This window comes from Arthrobacter globiformis (assembly GCF_030817195.1).
GTDB classification, from domain to species: domain Bacteria; phylum Actinomycetota; class Actinomycetes; order Actinomycetales; family Micrococcaceae; genus Arthrobacter; species Arthrobacter globiformis_D.
The window spans coordinates 3,838,807-3,854,488 of sequence record NZ_JAUSYZ010000001.1 but is presented as its reverse complement, the minus strand read 5'-3'; the positions used below and the strand labels follow the sequence as shown (position 1 = coordinate 3,854,488).

The following is a 15,682-nucleotide window of genomic DNA, read 5'->3' as shown; positions in this document are numbered from 1 at the left end:
GCCCGGTCAGTGACAAACGGACGAACCTCTCCGACCCAGCAGGACTCCGGCCGGGCGCTGGTGGCGCCGGGAACCGGGAACGGGCTCGTTGACGTGTTCCGTTCCCGGTTCCTCCTGAAGCTGCTTGTCCGCAAGGAGCTCAGGATCAGGTACCGGGGTTCGGTTCTTGGACTGCTGTGGACCTACGTCAAGCCCGGGGTCCAGTTCATCGCCTTCTACATTGCCCTCGGCGTTTTCCTGGGACTGGAGCAGAGCCCGACCAACAGGGGAGGACTGCCCAACTACGCGGTCTACCTGTTTTCCGGGATCATCCTGGTGAACTTCTTCACGGAGTCCCTGAGCACGGCGACCCGGTCGATCGTCAACAATAGCGGGCTGATCAACAAGATCTACCTGCCGAGGGAATTGTTTCCGGTTTCCTCGGTGTGGGTCTCGGCGGTCCATTTCTTCCCGCAGCTGTTTGTCCTCGTGGTGGCCAGCCTGTTCAGCGGCTGGCGCCCCGGCCCGCTGGAGGCGGTCACCGCCGTCGCCGGTTTCGTCATGATTGCGCTGCTTGCCACGGGTCTGGGCCTCTTTTTTGGGTCAGTTAACGTGTACTTCCGCGATTCGGAGAACCTGGTTGACCTGATCCTCCTGATCGCCACCTGGGTTGCTCCGGTGCTGTACTCCTGGCGGATGGTGCTGGACAAGGCAGGCGAAGCCTGGTTCGCCGTTTATCAGCTCAACCCGATCACGATTGCGGTGGAGTGTTTCCACCATGCCTTCTGGCTGCCCACAACGGCAGGGGCTGAGGGAAGCCCGCCCAATCTGGTCACGGTATGGGTACCCGTGGGGCTGCTCGTCTCGCTAGCCATCCTTTTCCTCGGCCAGTGGACTTTCCGCCGGCTCGAGGGCCGCTTCGCACAGGAGCTGTGAGTCTTGACCACCGCAATTGAAATCCGCAACATCAACAAGCAGTTTGTCCTGCGGCACACCCGGTCACTCAAGGAAGCCCTCGTGTGGCTCCTGCGGGGCCGCAAAGGTGATCTGTCGAAGAAGTTCCATGCCCTCCGGGACCTGTCCATCGACGTCGAACACGGCGAGACGGTGGCACTCCTGGGACTGAACGGCTCCGGAAAGTCAACGCTGCTGAAGCACATCTCCGGCGTCATGCTCCCCGATTCCGGCACTGTCCGCACCGGCGGACGCGTTGCCGGCCTGATCGAAGTCGGCGCCGGGTTCCACCCTGACCTTTCGGGGCGTGACAACGTCTTCCTCAATGGCGCAATCCTCGGGATGACCGAGGCCCAGATCAAGGAAAAGTTCGACTCCATCGTCGAATTTGCCGAGATCGGCGAGTTCATCGACACCGAGGTCAAGTTCTATTCGTCGGGAATGTACCTCCGGCTGGCGTTCTCGGTGGCAGTCCACACGGACCCCGACGTTTTCCTGGTCGATGAAATTCTCGCCGTGGGCGACGAGCCGTTCCAGAAGAAGTGCCTCGCCAAGATCAAGGAACTCGCGGCGGCTGGCAAGACGCTGGTGGTGGTCAGTCATGACCTGGACCTGGTTGCCCATGTCTGCGAACGCGGAGTACTTCTCGAACACGGCCGGGTCATCATGGATGGCCCGGTGGGCGACGTGATCAGCCGGCTCCGCGGCAACTAGCGTCCTGACCCGAAAGCTTTACCTGCACTGCCGTAAGCTTCAACTGCTGCCGTAGGCTTCACCGCTGCCACGGTCCAGCCGAACCCGGCCCCACCGTAATCACTCTTGGAGGAAATTTGTCCTGGCTGACTTCGCTGCCGGCCCTGCTAGCGGCAGTGGCCGTGGTGCTCCTTCCCGGTGCTGCGCTTGCCTGGTCTCTCGGGTTCCGGCGGACCAGCCTGCTGGGACTCGCGCCCATGCTGTCCCTCTCCATCGCAGGTGTAGGCGCCGTGCTGGCACCGTTCGTCCGCCTGGAGTGGGGGATCGGCGTCGTGCTCGTGACGGCCGTCCTGGCGTCCGCGGCAGCATGGGCCCTGACGCGGCGCCCGTGGCAGCGCCAGGAGGCCACGGAAGTGCAGCGCGCAGTGCAGCAGGGCGACGGCTGGCCGACCCTTGCCGCCGGTGCCATCGGCGTTGCCGTCGGTGCGCTGCTCATCGCCCGACGGGTCATCCAGCTGGTGGGCGAGCCGGACAACATCTCCCAGCGCTACGACAACGTCTTTCACCTGAACGCCGTCCGCTTCGTCCTGGACACCGGCAACGCCTCCACCCTGAACCTCGGCAGCATGGCCGGCGGTACCGGAGGCCTGTCCTCCGTGTACCCTGCCGTGTGGCATTCCCTGGCCGCCCTCGTCTCACAGCTGACCGGCGCTTCGGTTCCCGTGTCAGTCAACGTCATCAACCTCGTTGCCTCGGCGGTAGTCTGGCCGATTTCCGTGGTGTTCCTGACCCGCGTTGTCATCGGCCCGCGTCCGGTCGGCCTGATGGCGGCAGGGGTCATGTCGGCGGGCTTCCTTGCCTTCCCCTACCTGCTGCTGGTGTGGGGCCCGCTGTACCCCAACCTGCTCTCTGTCAGTGCATTGCCCGCCGGCGTCGCGGCGGTGATTTTCGTCTGCCGGCTGTCCCCGACGCTGCGTGAACCTCCGCTGCGGGCGTGGCTTGTCCTGCTGGTGGCAGTTCCCGGGCTGGCCTTGTCCCACATGAGCGCTGTCAACGCGCTTCTCGCCTTCAGCATTCCGTTGGTCCTGGCCCGGCTCTTCCTCTATGTCAGGGAGATGATCCGCACCAAGGCGCCAGCGCGGAGATTTGCGCTGGTGGCCCTGGCCTCGGTTGCAGGTGCGGTTGCCGTTGTGGTCGCGTGGCAGAAACTTCGTCCGGCGCCATACAACGGCTGGACCCCGCACCAGACCGTGCCCGGCGCTATCGGCGAAGTGATCGCGAACGGCCCCATGAAAACGGACGCCACACTCCTCATCTCGGTGCTGGCCCTCATCGGCGTGGCCCGGATTATCCGCCGGCGCACTCAGCTCTGGCTGCTGGGATGCTACCTGGTCGCAGGGTTCCTTTACGTTGTGGACGCCGGATTTGCGGCCGGTTGGGCCAGGGCGTTCTTCACGGGCACCTGGTACCAGGACACGTACCGCCTCGCGGCCTACCTTCCCATCTTCGCTGTGGTGCTTGCAGCCCTGGGTGTGCTTGCAACGGCCGACACCGTCAAGTCAGCCGCCGGCGTCCTGGCGCTCAAGGTGCCGCGGGCCGGGATGCGGCTGAGCGGCGTTGCGGGCTTCGCCGGCATTCTGGTGGTCTGCCTCGCTCTTGGCTGGGCCACCCAGACAGGCCCGGTCCGCGGATACGTTGCGTCCAGCCAGTACTTCTTCGAACGGGACACGAAGGACTCGATTGTCTCCTCCGACGAGTACGCCCTTTTGGCCCGCCTCGGTTCGGAAGTTCCGGAGGATGCGGTCATCGCGGTGAACCCGTGGAACGGCGGGGCGCTTGCCTATGCATTCGCGGACCGAAAAGTACTGGAATTCCACATGGGCCAGCGGGAGACCAAGAGTATGCGCGTCGTGGCGGAATCGCTCGCCAAGGCAGACACCTCACCCGCAGTTTGTGACGCCGTACGGGAAACCAAAGTGTCCTATGCGCTCGACTTCGGCACGCAGTATCTCCTGAACCACCCGGAGAGCAGGACCTATCCGGGCCTGCAGAATCTCGCGTCGTCGGGAGCCGTGCAGCTCGTGGACCAGCAAGGCAACGCCAAACTCTTCAAAGTGGTGGCCTGCGGCTAGCGGCAACGCCACAAGCAAAAACCTCCGGAACGGGCGTCCTGTGGGCGCCTGTTCCGGAGGTCTCTGTTGTTAAACGGTCTGTGCGTCAGCTTCCGAAGGCCTGAATCAGCGCTTCCACGGTGCGTTCGGCGGCATGGCCGTCGCCATAGGGAGTGGCATCCGTCGCCGCAGGTGCCGGCCGCTGTACGGTGTCGGCCAGGATGCTCAGGTCCTTGCTCACCAGCACGTTCCAGCCGAGCTCCACGGTTTCCACCCATTCGGTTTCGGGACGGATCGTCGTGCAGGGGGTCCTGAGCAGGAAAGCTTCCTTCTGCAGTCCGCCGGAGTCGGTGATGACGCCGGCGCTGTTGCGGACGGCGTGGACCAGCTGCGGATAGGCGAGCGGCGACGCAACGCGCACCGCTCCCTGCTCCAGCTCGATGCCGTGCTTGGCAGCAAGGTTGACGAGCCGGGGGTGGGCCAGCAGGAATACCGGCTTCTCCAGGCTGGCCAGGGACCCGACGATGGCGGCGAGGCGTTCCGGGGAGTCGGTGTTGTCCGGACGGTGGATGGTGCAGACGTAATATTCGCCCGGAGCCGCATCGACCGGCAGAGGCTGGTCGCCGCCGTCGAGCATGTCGCGGACCTTGAAGAGGACGTCCGTCATGACATCGCCCACCAGGACGGTCCTCTCGGCGAGGCCCTCGGTGGCGAGGTGCTTGACGGCCACCTCGGTGGGAGCCAGCAGGAGGTCGGCGCTGTGGTCGGTGAGGACGCGGTTGTGCTCTTCGGGCATGCGGCGGTTGAAGGACCGCAGTCCGGCCTCGAGGTGCGCAACGGGGATGTGCATCTTGATGGCGGCGATGGCCGCGGCGAGGGTGGAGTTGGTGTCACCGTACACGAGGACGCAATCAGGGGCAGACTGTTCCAGGATTTCTTCCAGCCCGTGCAGCATGGCACCGGTCTGGGCTCCGTGCTTGCCTGAACCCACGCCAAGGTTAAAATCGGGGGCGGGAATGCCGAGATCGCGGAAGAACACATCGCTCATGAGCTCGTCATAGTGCTGGCCCGTGTGGGCGATCAGGTGTTCTGCCTGGCCTTCCATGGCCGCCGCAATCGGCGCAAGTTTCACAAACTGGGGACGTGCGCCAACGACGCTGAGAATTCGCATGGGTTCCAGTTTAGTTGCAGGCCGCGCAGATTTCCGCCCGGGGCCGCCTGCGCACCATCAGGACCGGGAAAAGACGCCGGCCCGGGTGCGCAGCCGTTCCGTCAGGTAATGCCGCAGCACCGAGTCCCGGGACAGGATCGCCGCGGGGCTCGCCGGGACAAGGTCGCCCAGGCGGCCCGCCGCCCGGTGGCGTTCGACGGCGGTGCGCAGCGACTGAACATCGGCCGCCGCGGCGGCCGCCTGCGTCAGTTCCGCGTCCCGGCGGCTCAGTTCCGGCAAGGAGCCGCCGGCAAAGGCATACAGCCGCGAGGAGATATCGGACCAGTAGGCGCGTTCCGCCTCGTTCCAGAGGGCATTGTCCGGGACGCCGGACGCGCCGGCACGCCGGAGCAGCGCGCCGATCCCGTGGACGCGCAGGACCTTCAGTGCCACGGCGCGCCGCTCGGCGACCTGGGCCTGCTGCAGCCACTCAGACCCGAGCAGCCGTTCCAGCCACCTGAATTCGTCCGCCAGGTTGCTGAGGGAACTGGTGACGCGGCCGGCACCGGAATCGTCGGTCTGGTGATAGGCGGGGGCACCGTAGGGATAGCAGACGGGGCCGGAGCGGAACCAGAGCTTTAGGGTGGCCTCGATGTCCTCACCGGTCCGCAGCCCCTCCGCGTACCGGAAACCGATGTCTGTGAGCACTGATCGGCGGAGCAGGCCATACGGCACGCTCCGGTAGGCCAGCCCGTCCTTGAGGGGATCCAGGACGGCCGGCTTCGAGGGCCGGATGCGGGGGGCCGGCAGGATGGTTCCCTCCGGAGTGCGCAGCGGGGCGATGACTGCCGAAGCACTGTCCGGCTGGGCGGCCTTCCACCACGCAGCCAGCGACCCGGGTTCCAGATGGTCATCCGAGTCAAGGAAGCTCAGAAACGTTGCCGTGCTTTCGTCCAGCGCCCGGTTCCGGGGTCCGGCGGGGGACGGGACACCGTCGTCGCACGTCAGCCAGGTGACGCCGTCGAACGCAGCGCTGGCCGCAGACTCAGAACCGGCTTCGGCACCCTTGCTGACCTCCCCGGCGGCGGCACCCAGGTTGTGCAGTACCACTGTCACCCGGAGTTCAACACCCAGCCGGGACAGCTCGGCGCGCTGTTCCAGGGCGGAGCCGACAGCGCGTTTGAAGGGTCGTTGTACATCATGGACGGGAATGACCACTTCGATGCTCTGGCTCATGGGGGTGTGCGTGCTCCTCGGCAAGGTTTCATTGGACCCGCGATAACCTTACTGGGTGGACAACGAAACACAGGACTCCGTGCTGCTCGACGTGGTGATTGCCGTGCACACCCCGGACCGGCCGGTAGGGCGGGCCGTGGCATCCCTGCTGGAGGGCGGCCTGGCCTTCGCGGACGGCACGCCGCGGCGCCTGCGGATCAACGTGGTCTGCCACAACACGGACGTGGAGCCGATCCGGGAGCGTGTGGCCCCCGAGCACCGCGGGCTGGTCCGCTTCCTGCACTACGTGGACGGCATCAAAAGCCCGGCAGGTCCTTTCAACCACGGTATCGCCGAAGCCACGGGCACCTGGGTGGCCATCATGGGCAGCGATGACTCCGTCGAACCCGGGGCCCTGGCACAGTGGGTGGAGGCTGCGGAACGGGACGGTTCCGACGTTCTGATCGCCCCCATGGCGCATGCCGGGGGCGGCACGATCCGCACCCCCGTGCTCCGCCGTACCCGGCGCGGCCACCTGGACCCGGTGGCGGACCGCCTCACCTACCGCACCGCGCCGCTGGGACTCCTGAAACTCTCACTTGTCCGGCAACTCGGCCTCACGTTTCCGCCGCGGTACGCCACGGGGGAGGACCAGTCCTTTTCCGCGAAGCTGTGGTTTTCCGGAGCGAAGATCAGCTACGGCCGGGGCCTGCCCCGCTACCTGGTGCATGCCGACGCCGCCGTCCGCGTGACCCATACGCCGCGGCCGGTCACGGAAGACCTGGCCTTCGCCACCGACCTCGTGCTGTCCGAGTGGTTTGCGGGGCTTCCGCCGCGCGCCAGGGAAGCGATCGTCACGAAGATCCTCCGCGTGCATGTCTTCGGGCATGTCCTGCTGCGCGCCGAAGCCGGAACCTGGGACCAGGAAGACGCCCGGGAGATGGCCCAGGAGCTGCGGAAGCTGCTGTTCGGGGCGCCGAACGCTGCCCGTCCGCTCTCGCTGGCGGACAGAAAACTGCTCGACGCCGTCGCGCGCGAGGAGTCGGACGTGGAAGTGATGAAGTCGCTGGCACTGGCCCGTCGCCGCTTTGTCAGCCCGCAGACGTGGGTGCCCCGCGACGTCACCAGGGTGCTGCACCCGGAAGCGCCCTTCCGGTTCATGAGCGCCTCGGCCCTCGTGTAGGCCCCACCCGCATAATTCCCAGACACGTCGAAGGAACACATGAAGATCCTGGTAGTTGCCACGTGGTACCCCCATGACGAAAACCCCACCGAGGCGCCCTTCAACGCCGAACATGTGGAAGCCATCCGTGGCCGGGGACACGACGTGCGGGTGGTCCATGTGAGGCTCGGAAGCGCGCTCGGCATGCCAGGGAAGGCGTCCGGCCTGTGGGAGGGAACGCCGGTGCGGCGCATTGCTGCCGATCCAAAACGCCCCTTCACCCTCGTGCAGGCGGCACGGATGCTTGCCCGGGAAATGGCCTGGGCGGACGCCGTCCACACCATGGCGTTCTCCTCCATCCTCGTCACGATGCTGCCATGGGCTGCCCGGACCCTTGCCGGCCGTGGGCGGGCGTGGGTGCATACGGAACACTGGAACGGCGTGGTCAACCCGGCGAGCGTTTCACCGCTGTGGGAAAAGCTGGCCGGAGTCCGGGCGGTTCTGCGGCTGCCCCATGTGGTCACCGGCGTTACCGGACAGCTGGCCAGGGAGATGCAGCGGTTTGCGCGGCCGGGCGCCGCGGTGGTGGTGCCGTGCGTGGTCAAGGGGCGGGGCGCCGTCGTACCTGCATCATTCGGGAATCCGCTCCGGCTGGCCGCCGTCGGAGGGCTGGTTGCCAGGAAGCGGCCGCTGGAGGCGGTGGAAACGATAGCCTGGCTCAGGGAGCACGGTACGGAAGTCCATCTGACCTGGGTGGGGGATGGGCCGCTGCGGGCCGCGGTGGAGTCCCGTGTTGCGGAGCTCGGACTGGGAGACCATGTGACGCTGGCTGGCTCGGTCCGGCCCGCCGAGGTGGCCCGGCACCTGTCGGCCGCCGATCTCTTCTTCCTTCCCACGGCCCAGGAAAATTTCTTTACGTCCGCGGCGGAGGCCCTTGCTGCCGGCCGCGCCGTGGTTGCCACCCGGGTGGGAGGCTTCAGCGACTACGCCGACGCTGCCAACAGCAGGCTGGTGGAGGACGTGACGCCGGAATCACTGGGACGTGCAGTGCTGGACGCCAGGGAGGCGTTCAAGGGCGTGCCCGCCGAGGACATTGCCCGCCCCATCCGGGAGAGGTTCTCACCGGAGGCCGTGGGCGAGCTGTTCGACCGTGCCTATACGGCGGCGTTGGCACGTGCCTGACAGCCGACCAGCCACAACGAGCCAGGCGAAGGGAAATTCTTGAGGTCCGAACCCAGGGTTCTTCAGTTCAACGACTGTGCCTTCGTGGCCCGCAACATGGTGCGGGCCGCGGCGAGGGCCGGCATCGAGTGGTCGTACATGCCGCCGGAGCAGGTCCGGCCCATGACCGCTGCTCCGGGGAACCCGCTCCTTGCCCGGGCGCGGTTCGTTCCCTTCGTCGCGCGCCGGGCGCTTCGGCTCCGTGCGGCCGACGTCGTGCATGTCCACTACGGAACGAGCGCACGGCTGCTCCGGGAGCGCGGCATGCCGCGCCGGCCGTACGCCCTCACCCTGCACGGGAGCGATATCCGGAAGCAGTGGGCGGATGCGCAGTTCCACGGCGAGATCCAGCAGGCGATCGACGGGGCGGCCCATGTTTTCTTCGCAAATAACGACACCGCAGAGAACGCCCGCCGGGCCCGGCCCGACGCCGAGTTCCTCCCCGCACTGGTGGATGCCGCGGCACTGCCCGAGTGGCACCCTGGCGGCCGGCCCTCCATTCTCTTCGTCTCACGCTGGGATGACGACAAGGGCGTGGAGCGGCAGCTGGAGCTGGCTCGAAAGCTCAGCGCCGCCGTCGGGAACCGGGCAGAAATCCTCGGCCTGAACTGGGGGCCCGGCGCGGAAGCTGCGCGCCAGAACGGGGTGACCCTGCTGGAACGGATGCCGCAGGACGACTTCCACCGGATCATGGCGCAGGCACACATGACCATTGGCCAGGCCACCAACAACTTCGCCACCAGCGAGTTCGAGGCCCTCTGCATGGGTGCCCCGCTGGCTGCCCTGGGATCCCGGCTCCCGCGGCCCGACGACGGGACCACGCCGCCGGTGATCGAGGGAACCGATGAGGACGTGGTGGAGCAGGTCGTGGCGGCTCTGGATGACCCCGTTGCGGCCACCAACCGGCTGGGCGGACGCGAGTGGGCGCTGCCCCGCTACGACGCGGCAGCCTTCATACCGCGCCTGAGGGCGCTGTATTCGGATATCGCGACCGACCGGGCCTAGCTGCCTGCTGCGGTAGCTCCGGCGGGGGAGTGCAGTCCGGCCAAGGCTGCCTGCTGGGCAAAGTCCGGGTTGGCGCGGACAACCTCGTCGAAGGTGCCCTGGGCGAGGATGGTGCCTTCCTTCATGAAGCACACCTGGTCGTTGTTGCGGATGGTCGACAGGCGGTGCGCCACAGAGATGACCGTAATCTCGCCGTGCAGTTCACTGATGGCCTGGGCTACCGCCGCCTCCGTGGCCGTGTCCAGGGCGCTCGTCGCCTCGTCGAGCACCAGGACGAGCGGATTCATGTACAGGGCGCGGGCTATTCCGAGTCGCTGGCGCTGGCCGCCGGACAGAGCCAGCCCCCGCTCGCCAACCCGGCCGTTGATGCCGTCCTTGCGGGACTCAATGGTTTCCAGGAGCTGGGCGCGCTGCAATGCTGTACGGACGCGGTCCTCGTCGATGTCACTGCCCCAGGTGAGGGCGACATTCTGGGCGACGGTGCCGTCGAAGATGGCGACTTCCTGGGGCACGTAGCCCACGCGCTTGCGCCAGTCGGCCAGAACATCCTCGAGCGGAACGCCGTCGAGGGTCATAGTTCCGGCGGAAGGCGTCAGCAGGCCCAGGAAGATATCGATCAGGGTGGACTTGCCGGCACCCGACTGTCCCACCACACCGATGGAAGAGCCCATGGGCAACTGCAGGTTGATGTTGCGGACGGCGGGCTGTCCGGCGCCAGGATAGGTGAACTCGACGTTCTTGAGCTCCAGCATCTTCGGCTCGTCCCGGATGGGCGTCCTGCCCAGTGTTTCCGCATGCTTCCGGAATTCTGCGGCGTCCTTGATGTCGCCCATTACCGTCTCAGTGTAGGGAAGCGTTGACTGGACCAGCGTCAGCTGGGACTGCATCTGGGTCAGGGCCGGGACCATCTTGAAGCCGGCAAGGCCGAAGATGGCCACAGAAGACATCGCAGCCTCGATACCGCCGATGAGGTAGCCGACGGTGCCGATGAGAAGGAAGCCGCCAATCAGCGCCATGTCGATCACGAACTTCGGGACCGAGCCCATGAAGCGAATATTGGAGCGGGAACGTGCGGCCCGCTCGCGGCTTTGCATCACAATGCCGCCAACCTCGTCGGCCTTGTCCCGCAGCGTGATTTCCTTCAAGGCAGCCAGCATTTCCGAAACCAGCGTGGACATGCGCATGGCGGCGTCGCGGTTCACCTTGCCGGCTTCGTAGGACTTCTTGGAAAGCCAGAGGTAGAGGAACGCGGCGATGGCGCCAAGGTATACAAGGGTGGCCAATGCCGTCTGCCAGGATGCGCCGACGAGGACCACCAGGACGGAAGCGAATGTCAGCGCCTGGGCAGGCAAGACCACCGCAGGGAAGAGGACCCCAGACACGGTATTGGCGATTCCGACATCGATCATGCGCACCAGTTCGGTGGTGGACCGCTTCATGCGTTCCGTCCACGGCGCGCGGATGTAGCTTTCGAACAGGACGGTTCCGATCTCCATCTCGTACTCGGCAAACCGTCGGGTCGAAACCCACTGGAGCCAGATGCTGAGTACGGACTTGAGGATCATGACCATCGCTGCCCCGACGAGCAACGCCAATCCGAACTCCTGGCTTACGGAGCCGAAGACGGGCAGCACCATGGTTCCGCCCTTAAGGATTTGGTTAAGAACCAGAGCGAACACGCCGAGGGCACCTGCATCGAGCAGCGCCAGAAGAGCTGACAGCACGCCGAAGAGCAGGAGAAATCTCCGCGCATTCGACGGCAGAAGGGGCAGCAGTTCGCGCATGGTACGGCGCAGGTGTCTCAAGAATTACTCCAGAACGGAAGGGACGGAATCCATCCCCATACTACGCGCCGCCAGTAGGGCGAGGGCGTTGGCATAAACTGGGTAACTGGCGCGGAGGACTCGCCCGGATGGGTGCGACCGGCAGTGGCCGGGTCCCTGCTTGAGCCTTTGACGCTGTCACCGCAGTTGAATGGGCCAGCCTGCGTCCGGAACAACCACACTGCATCGGTCCTGCTGCCAAACTGGAAGCAGGCTACGCCAAGGTTTTAGGAGCCACTGAGTGACCAAGCCCCACCTGCTCTATATCGCTTTCGCCTTTCCCCCCAGCACCGCATCATCCGTATACCGCTGCACCGCGGTGGCCAATGCGTTCGCCGAGGACGGATGGGACGTCACGGTCCTCACTGTCGACCCGCAGGTCTGGTCTCAGATTTCGGGAGTGGATGAGAAGCTGGCGGAATCGGTTCACCCGGACATCCGGGTTGTCGCAGTGGACGACGGCGGCGCGGAAGAACCGGCCAAGGGAGACCTGCGCCGGTACTCACGGTTCAGGATTGAGGCTCCCTACCTGTGGAAGGATGCCCTGCGCCGCCGCAGCCGGCGGAACTTCCCCGAGGACTTCCATGGGGCGTGGCTGAAGCCCGCCAGCGAGGCTGCCCGAAGCATCCATGCGGAGAAGCCCGTCGACCTGGTCATGGCCTCCGCTAGTCCCTACGTGGCATTCGGCGTCGCCCGGGCGATTGAGGGTGTTCCGTACGTCATGGACTACCGCGACGCGTGGGCCTTCAACACCATTTCCGGGGCCGAAGACTTTACTCCGGACAGTGCCGTGGGGAAGCGCGAAGCCCAATATCTGCACGAGGCCGCGCAGGTCTGGTTCGTCAACAGCCAGATCAGGGACGAATACGCCCGCCGCTATCCCGAGTCGGCCCACCTGATGCGGGTGGTGGCCAACGGCTTCGACCCCCAGCCAGGCCACGCCAGGCCGGCTGTGCAGCCTGCGGAACGCCCAAGCTTCGGTTACCTCGGCACGCTGCAGTACGTGAACATGCCGCTGCAGGAATTCCTGGACGGGTGGAGCGCCGCCTTCGGTCGGGACAGCCCGCAGGCGGAGGCGGTGTTCCGCGGGAAGCTGAGCGCTTCCGGGGCGGCAGGCGCCGAGATCCTCGAGATTTTTGGAAGCGGGCGCCAGAATGGCCTCCGCTACGACGGGCCGATCTCCAAACGCGACGTCGCCGGGTTCTACGGCAGCATGGATGCCTTGATTCTCCTGCTGTCCAGCGGCAAATACGTGACCGGCGGCAAGACCACGGAGTACCTGGCCACCGGTCTGCCGATCGTCTCCGTGCACGACATGGAAAACGCAGCCACGGACCTCCTTCGGGATTATCCGCTGTGGTTCCCTGCAAAGGAGCTCACCCCTGAGGGCATTGCGAATGCGCTGCGTGACTGCGCCGAGGCGTTGCAGGAACCGGACGAAAAGCGCTGGGCCGCTGCCTGGACCTACGGCCAGCAGTTCCTGCGCAGCACCATCCTCGAGCCGGTCATTGCCGAGCTGCGGGGTATTGCAGGGTACGGCGCGGCGAATCCGCAGCCGGCCACCGAAGAAAGGAGCCAGGCGTGACTTCCGCCAAACCGCTGCACGTAAGTATCGTCGTCGGCCGCAGCAGCCACCCGCAGGCCGTCATTGATGATTTGTGGAACCGTGCCCTGGGCGCGGTGGGCCAGCAGGCTGGCCAGATGACCGGGACGGCCGTCTACGCGTATGACCGCGACCCGACCGTCACGACCGGGGACCAGCGCCTGACGGTGGTGCCGTTGGCCAAGCCCCGCGGCGGGCGGTTCGCCTCGCTGGTGTCAGCCGCCGCAGGGAAGCCGGGGCCGGTGGGTGTTGCCGGACGGCTCCTCAGGGACAACCTTGAGTCCAGGGGCCTGGCGCGGACCCTGGCCGGCCGTGCGGACCTTCAGGAAAAGTTCCGGAGTTCGGATGTCGTTGTGGCCGCTGACCTCACCGCGGACCGCTCCGTCTGGCATTTGCGCAACAGCACCGGTGCTGGGCTGGTGCACGGCCCCATCGCCATGCTGCATGCACTCCGGGAGCCACTGCGGAAGTGATCGTCCGTCAGGCTCCGCCGATGAGTCCATGGCATGTCGCCTGTGGAATACTTGACGGGTGAGTCGAACCTGGATAGTCATACCCATGTACAACGAAGCGTCCGTCGTCGGCACCGTCATCGAGGGGCTGCGGAAGGAATTTCCGCACGTTGTTTGTGTTGATGATGGCAGCACCGACGGCTCGCAGGACATCGCCCGTCAGGCCGGCGCCGTCGTTGTCCAACACCCGGTAAACCTGGGCCAGGGTGCGGCGCTGCAGACAGGAATCGAGTATTCGCTGCAGGACCCGCAGTTAGACTGCATCGTTACCTTCGACGCCGACGGCCAGCACCGCGTCGTCGACGCACTGGCCATGGCCGACCGGATCCGTTCGGGCGAGGCCGACGTCGTCCTCGGATCCCGGTTCCTTGATGACCGCACCAAGCTCTCGCCCCTGAAGCGGCTGGTTCTGCGGACGGCCGCGGTGCAGTCCCGGATGTCCACCGGCATGGCCCTGACGGATGCCCACAACGGCCTGCGCGCCTTCAGTCCGACCGTTGCCCGCGGCATTAACCTGCGGCAGAACCGGATGGCCCACGCCTCCGAACTGGTCCATCAGCTTGCCGAAATGAATCCGCGCTGGGTGGAGCACCCGGTCGAGATCATCTACACGGACTACTCGAAATCCAAAGGCCAGTCGTTGCTGAACTCGGTCAATATCGTCGCTGACCTCTTCTTTAGGTGAAATTGTGCAGATCATTGTCCAAGTAGCACTCGTCCTTGCTGTCATCATCGTCTCGCTGGCATTGATGCGCGGCGGCTCCAATGCCAGGCACCTTGCCATCCGCCGCATCATGCTGGTTCTCTTTGCCTTCCTGGCAGCGCTCTCGATCTTCTTCCCTGAACTGCTGACCCGCGTGGCCCGGTTGCTCGGCATCGGCCGCGGAACGGACCTGGTGCTGTATGGCCTCATCGTGAGTTTCCTGGTCTTCATGGCAACGACCTACCAGCGGTTCCGGCACATGGAATCCACGCTTACCAAGCTCTCCCGACGGATTGCCTTGGACGAGACGCCGCCACCCGGCGTTGACGGGCCCCCGGAGCGCAAGGAAGCGGAGCCGGACCGGCGCCTGACCCCTCCGGCGCACGGAGGGCAGTAGTGCCGGTTCTGTCCGGCACAGCCCATACCGCGGGCCCTGTTCCGGAAACGGCGCCCACGCGCGAATACGGCCTGGACATTCTCCGGGTCGTGAGCATCTGCGGAGTGGTCGCGATCCACGTCTTCGGCCACGTACTGGGCCGGGCACCGCGCGAGAGCCGGCCGTGGTGGACCGCTGTGGTGCTGGACGTGAGCTGGATCTGGGTCGTTCCCGTCTTTGTGATGATTTCCGGGGCGCTCATCCTCGGTTCCAGGCTGGTGGCGGAACAGCCGGGCCTCTTCTACCGCCGCAGGGCATTGCGGCTCATTCCCGCGCTCGTCGCCTGGAACCTCATTTACCTCGTCGGAGTGCGCATCTGGATGCGAGGCGAGGACCTGACCCCGCAGCGGACGCTCCAATTGCTGGTCGATGGCTCGGTGTTCACGCAACTGTACTTTCTCTGGCTCATCGCGGGGCTGTACGCGGTTGCCCCGGTGCTGGCAGGATTCCTGCGCGGAGGCGGCGGGCCTCGGGCCACGAAGGCCGCTGCCGCTTTCCTTGCCGCGTCGCTGCTCTTTTACATGCTTCCCGGGATTCTTGGCCTTGTCGGTGTCACGAGTCCAGTCCGCCTCAACTTCCTGACGCACTGGATGCCGTACGTGGGCTACTTCCTGGCGGGGTACGCGTTGCGGAATGTCCGCCTCACCGGGACAAAACTGACCGTGACCGCCCTGGCAACGGCCGCCATCATCGCCGCAACGGTTTGGCACTACGGCAACAAGGGAGAAATTCGACTTCTGGATGCCGTTGTTTCTGTCTCCTACCTTGGAGTCGGAGTGGCCCTGGCGGCGCTGGGCGTATTTGTCGTGACCCTGTCGCTGGCTTCGAACCTGAGGGTCAGGCGGGCGGGGAAGCCCCTGACGATACTGTCGAACGCAACCTTCGGGGTCTTCCTTGTGCACCTGGTCATCTTCGAAGCCATCCGGCTGCAGTTTCCGGCGGTGGCGGCCGGGATGTCGATTAAGGCCATGGTGCTCGCCTACGCCGCCACACTGGTGGGAAGCTTCGCGGTCTCAGCCGTTGCCCGCCGCGTTCCCGTGTTGCGGAGCATCTTCTAGGGCCCCAACCGTCCCGCCTTTCCGGCGCCTCCCGTGCCGCACGGATGGCCGTACGGC

The 15,682-nt window shown here is 65.8% G+C and carries 14 protein-coding genes; 11 read left to right on the top strand and 3 right to left on the bottom strand.

Annotated features, from left to right (window positions below; genetic code table 11):
- Window positions 1–9 precede the first annotated feature (9 nt).
- From QF036_RS17560 to QF036_RS17550, 3 genes are all read left to right on the top strand, one after another.
- The gene (locus tag QF036_RS17560; RefSeq protein ID WP_307103915.1) at window positions 10–915 is read left to right on the top strand and encodes an ABC transporter permease; all 906 of its coding nucleotides are present in this window, start codon (window positions 10–12) and stop codon (window positions 913–915) included.
- A gap of 3 nt (window positions 916–918) precedes the next feature.
- Window positions 919–1,647 (top strand): ABC transporter ATP-binding protein, encoded by a 729-nt coding sequence (locus tag QF036_RS17555; RefSeq protein ID WP_307103913.1) that lies wholly within the window; start codon window positions 919–921, stop codon window positions 1,645–1,647.
- 116 nt (window positions 1,648–1,763) lie between these two features.
- The gene (locus QF036_RS17550) at window positions 1,764–3,758 is read left to right on the top strand and encodes a DUF6541 family protein (protein ID WP_307103912.1); all 1,995 of its coding nucleotides are present in this window, start codon (window positions 1,764–1,766) and stop codon (window positions 3,756–3,758) included.
- 85 nt (window positions 3,759–3,843) lie between these two features.
- Here QF036_RS17550 and wecB read toward each other — a convergent pair whose 3' ends face one another.
- A complete protein-coding gene (wecB, locus tag QF036_RS17545; protein WP_307103910.1) occupies window positions 3,844–4,908 on the bottom strand; it encodes a non-hydrolyzing UDP-N-acetylglucosamine 2-epimerase in 1,065 nt (354 codons plus the stop codon).
- A gap of 57 nt (window positions 4,909–4,965) precedes the next feature.
- Entirely contained in the window at window positions 4,966–6,123 is a 1,158-nt protein-coding gene (locus QF036_RS17540) for a glycosyltransferase family A protein (protein ID WP_307103909.1), read from the bottom strand.
- Between the two features lie 55 nt (window positions 6,124–6,178).
- Between QF036_RS17540 and QF036_RS17535 the strand changes: the two genes are divergently transcribed.
- The 3 genes from QF036_RS17535 to QF036_RS17525 are packed head-to-tail and all read left to right on the top strand — an operon-like array spanning window position 6,179 to window position 9,490.
- Window positions 6,179–7,285 carry a glycosyltransferase family 2 protein gene (locus QF036_RS17535; RefSeq protein WP_307103907.1) on the top strand — a complete coding sequence of 369 codons (1,107 nt, stop codon included), beginning with the start codon at window positions 6,179–6,181 and terminating at the stop codon, window positions 7,283–7,285.
- Between the two features lie 39 nt (window positions 7,286–7,324).
- A complete protein-coding gene (locus QF036_RS17530; protein ID WP_307103905.1) occupies window positions 7,325–8,446 on the top strand; it encodes a glycosyltransferase in 1,122 nt (373 codons plus the stop codon).
- Between the two features lie 39 nt (window positions 8,447–8,485).
- The gene (locus QF036_RS17525; RefSeq protein WP_307103903.1) at window positions 8,486–9,490 is read left to right on the top strand and encodes a glycosyltransferase; all 1,005 of its coding nucleotides are present in this window, start codon (window positions 8,486–8,488) and stop codon (window positions 9,488–9,490) included.
- Here QF036_RS17525 and QF036_RS17520 read toward each other — a convergent pair.
- On the bottom strand, window positions 9,487–11,295 hold the full coding sequence (locus tag QF036_RS17520) for an ABC transporter ATP-binding protein (protein WP_307103901.1): 1,809 nt from the start codon (window positions 11,293–11,295) through the stop codon (window positions 9,487–9,489). The two genes, QF036_RS17525 and QF036_RS17520, sit on opposite strands and share 4 nt — an antisense overlap.
- 259 nt (window positions 11,296–11,554) lie before the next feature.
- On the opposite strand from QF036_RS17520, the gene QF036_RS17515 reads away from it, so the two are divergent.
- Genes QF036_RS17515 through QF036_RS17495 form a run of 5 tightly spaced genes read left to right on the top strand, consistent with a single transcriptional unit; the run spans window position 11,555 to window position 15,625 of the window.
- A complete protein-coding gene (locus QF036_RS17515; RefSeq protein ID WP_307103899.1) occupies window positions 11,555–12,898 on the top strand; it encodes a glycosyltransferase in 1,344 nt (447 codons plus the stop codon).
- Window positions 12,895–13,389 carry a hypothetical protein gene (locus QF036_RS17510; RefSeq protein ID WP_307103898.1) on the top strand — a complete coding sequence of 165 codons (495 nt, stop codon included), beginning with the start codon at window positions 12,895–12,897 and terminating at the stop codon, window positions 13,387–13,389. Before QF036_RS17515 ends, QF036_RS17510 begins: the two co-directional genes overlap by 4 nt.
- Before the next feature lie 58 nt (window positions 13,390–13,447).
- A complete protein-coding gene (locus QF036_RS17505; RefSeq protein ID WP_307103896.1) occupies window positions 13,448–14,113 on the top strand; it encodes a glycosyltransferase family 2 protein in 666 nt (221 codons plus the stop codon).
- Between the two features lie 4 nt (window positions 14,114–14,117).
- On the top strand, window positions 14,118–14,528 hold the full coding sequence (locus QF036_RS17500) for a DUF2304 domain-containing protein (RefSeq protein ID WP_307103895.1): 411 nt from the start codon (window positions 14,118–14,120) through the stop codon (window positions 14,526–14,528).
- Window positions 14,528–15,625 carry an acyltransferase gene (locus QF036_RS17495; protein WP_307103893.1) on the top strand — a complete coding sequence of 366 codons (1,098 nt, stop codon included), beginning with the start codon at window positions 14,528–14,530 and terminating at the stop codon, window positions 15,623–15,625. Before QF036_RS17500 ends, QF036_RS17495 begins: the two co-directional genes overlap by 1 nt.
- Window positions 15,626–15,682: the final 57 nt, after the last annotated feature.

Coding starts and splice junctions, on each gene's coding strand:
- QF036_RS17530 (WP_307103905.1), top strand. CDS start 7,325: ATGAAGATCCTGGTAGTTGCCACGTGGTACCCCCATGACGAAAACCCC.
- wecB (WP_307103910.1), bottom strand. CDS start 4,908: ATGCGAATTCTCAGCGTCGTTGGCGCACGTCCCCAGTTTGTGAAACTT.
- QF036_RS17540 (WP_307103909.1), bottom strand. CDS start 6,123: ATGAGCCAGAGCATCGAAGTGGTCATTCCCGTCCATGATGTACAACGA.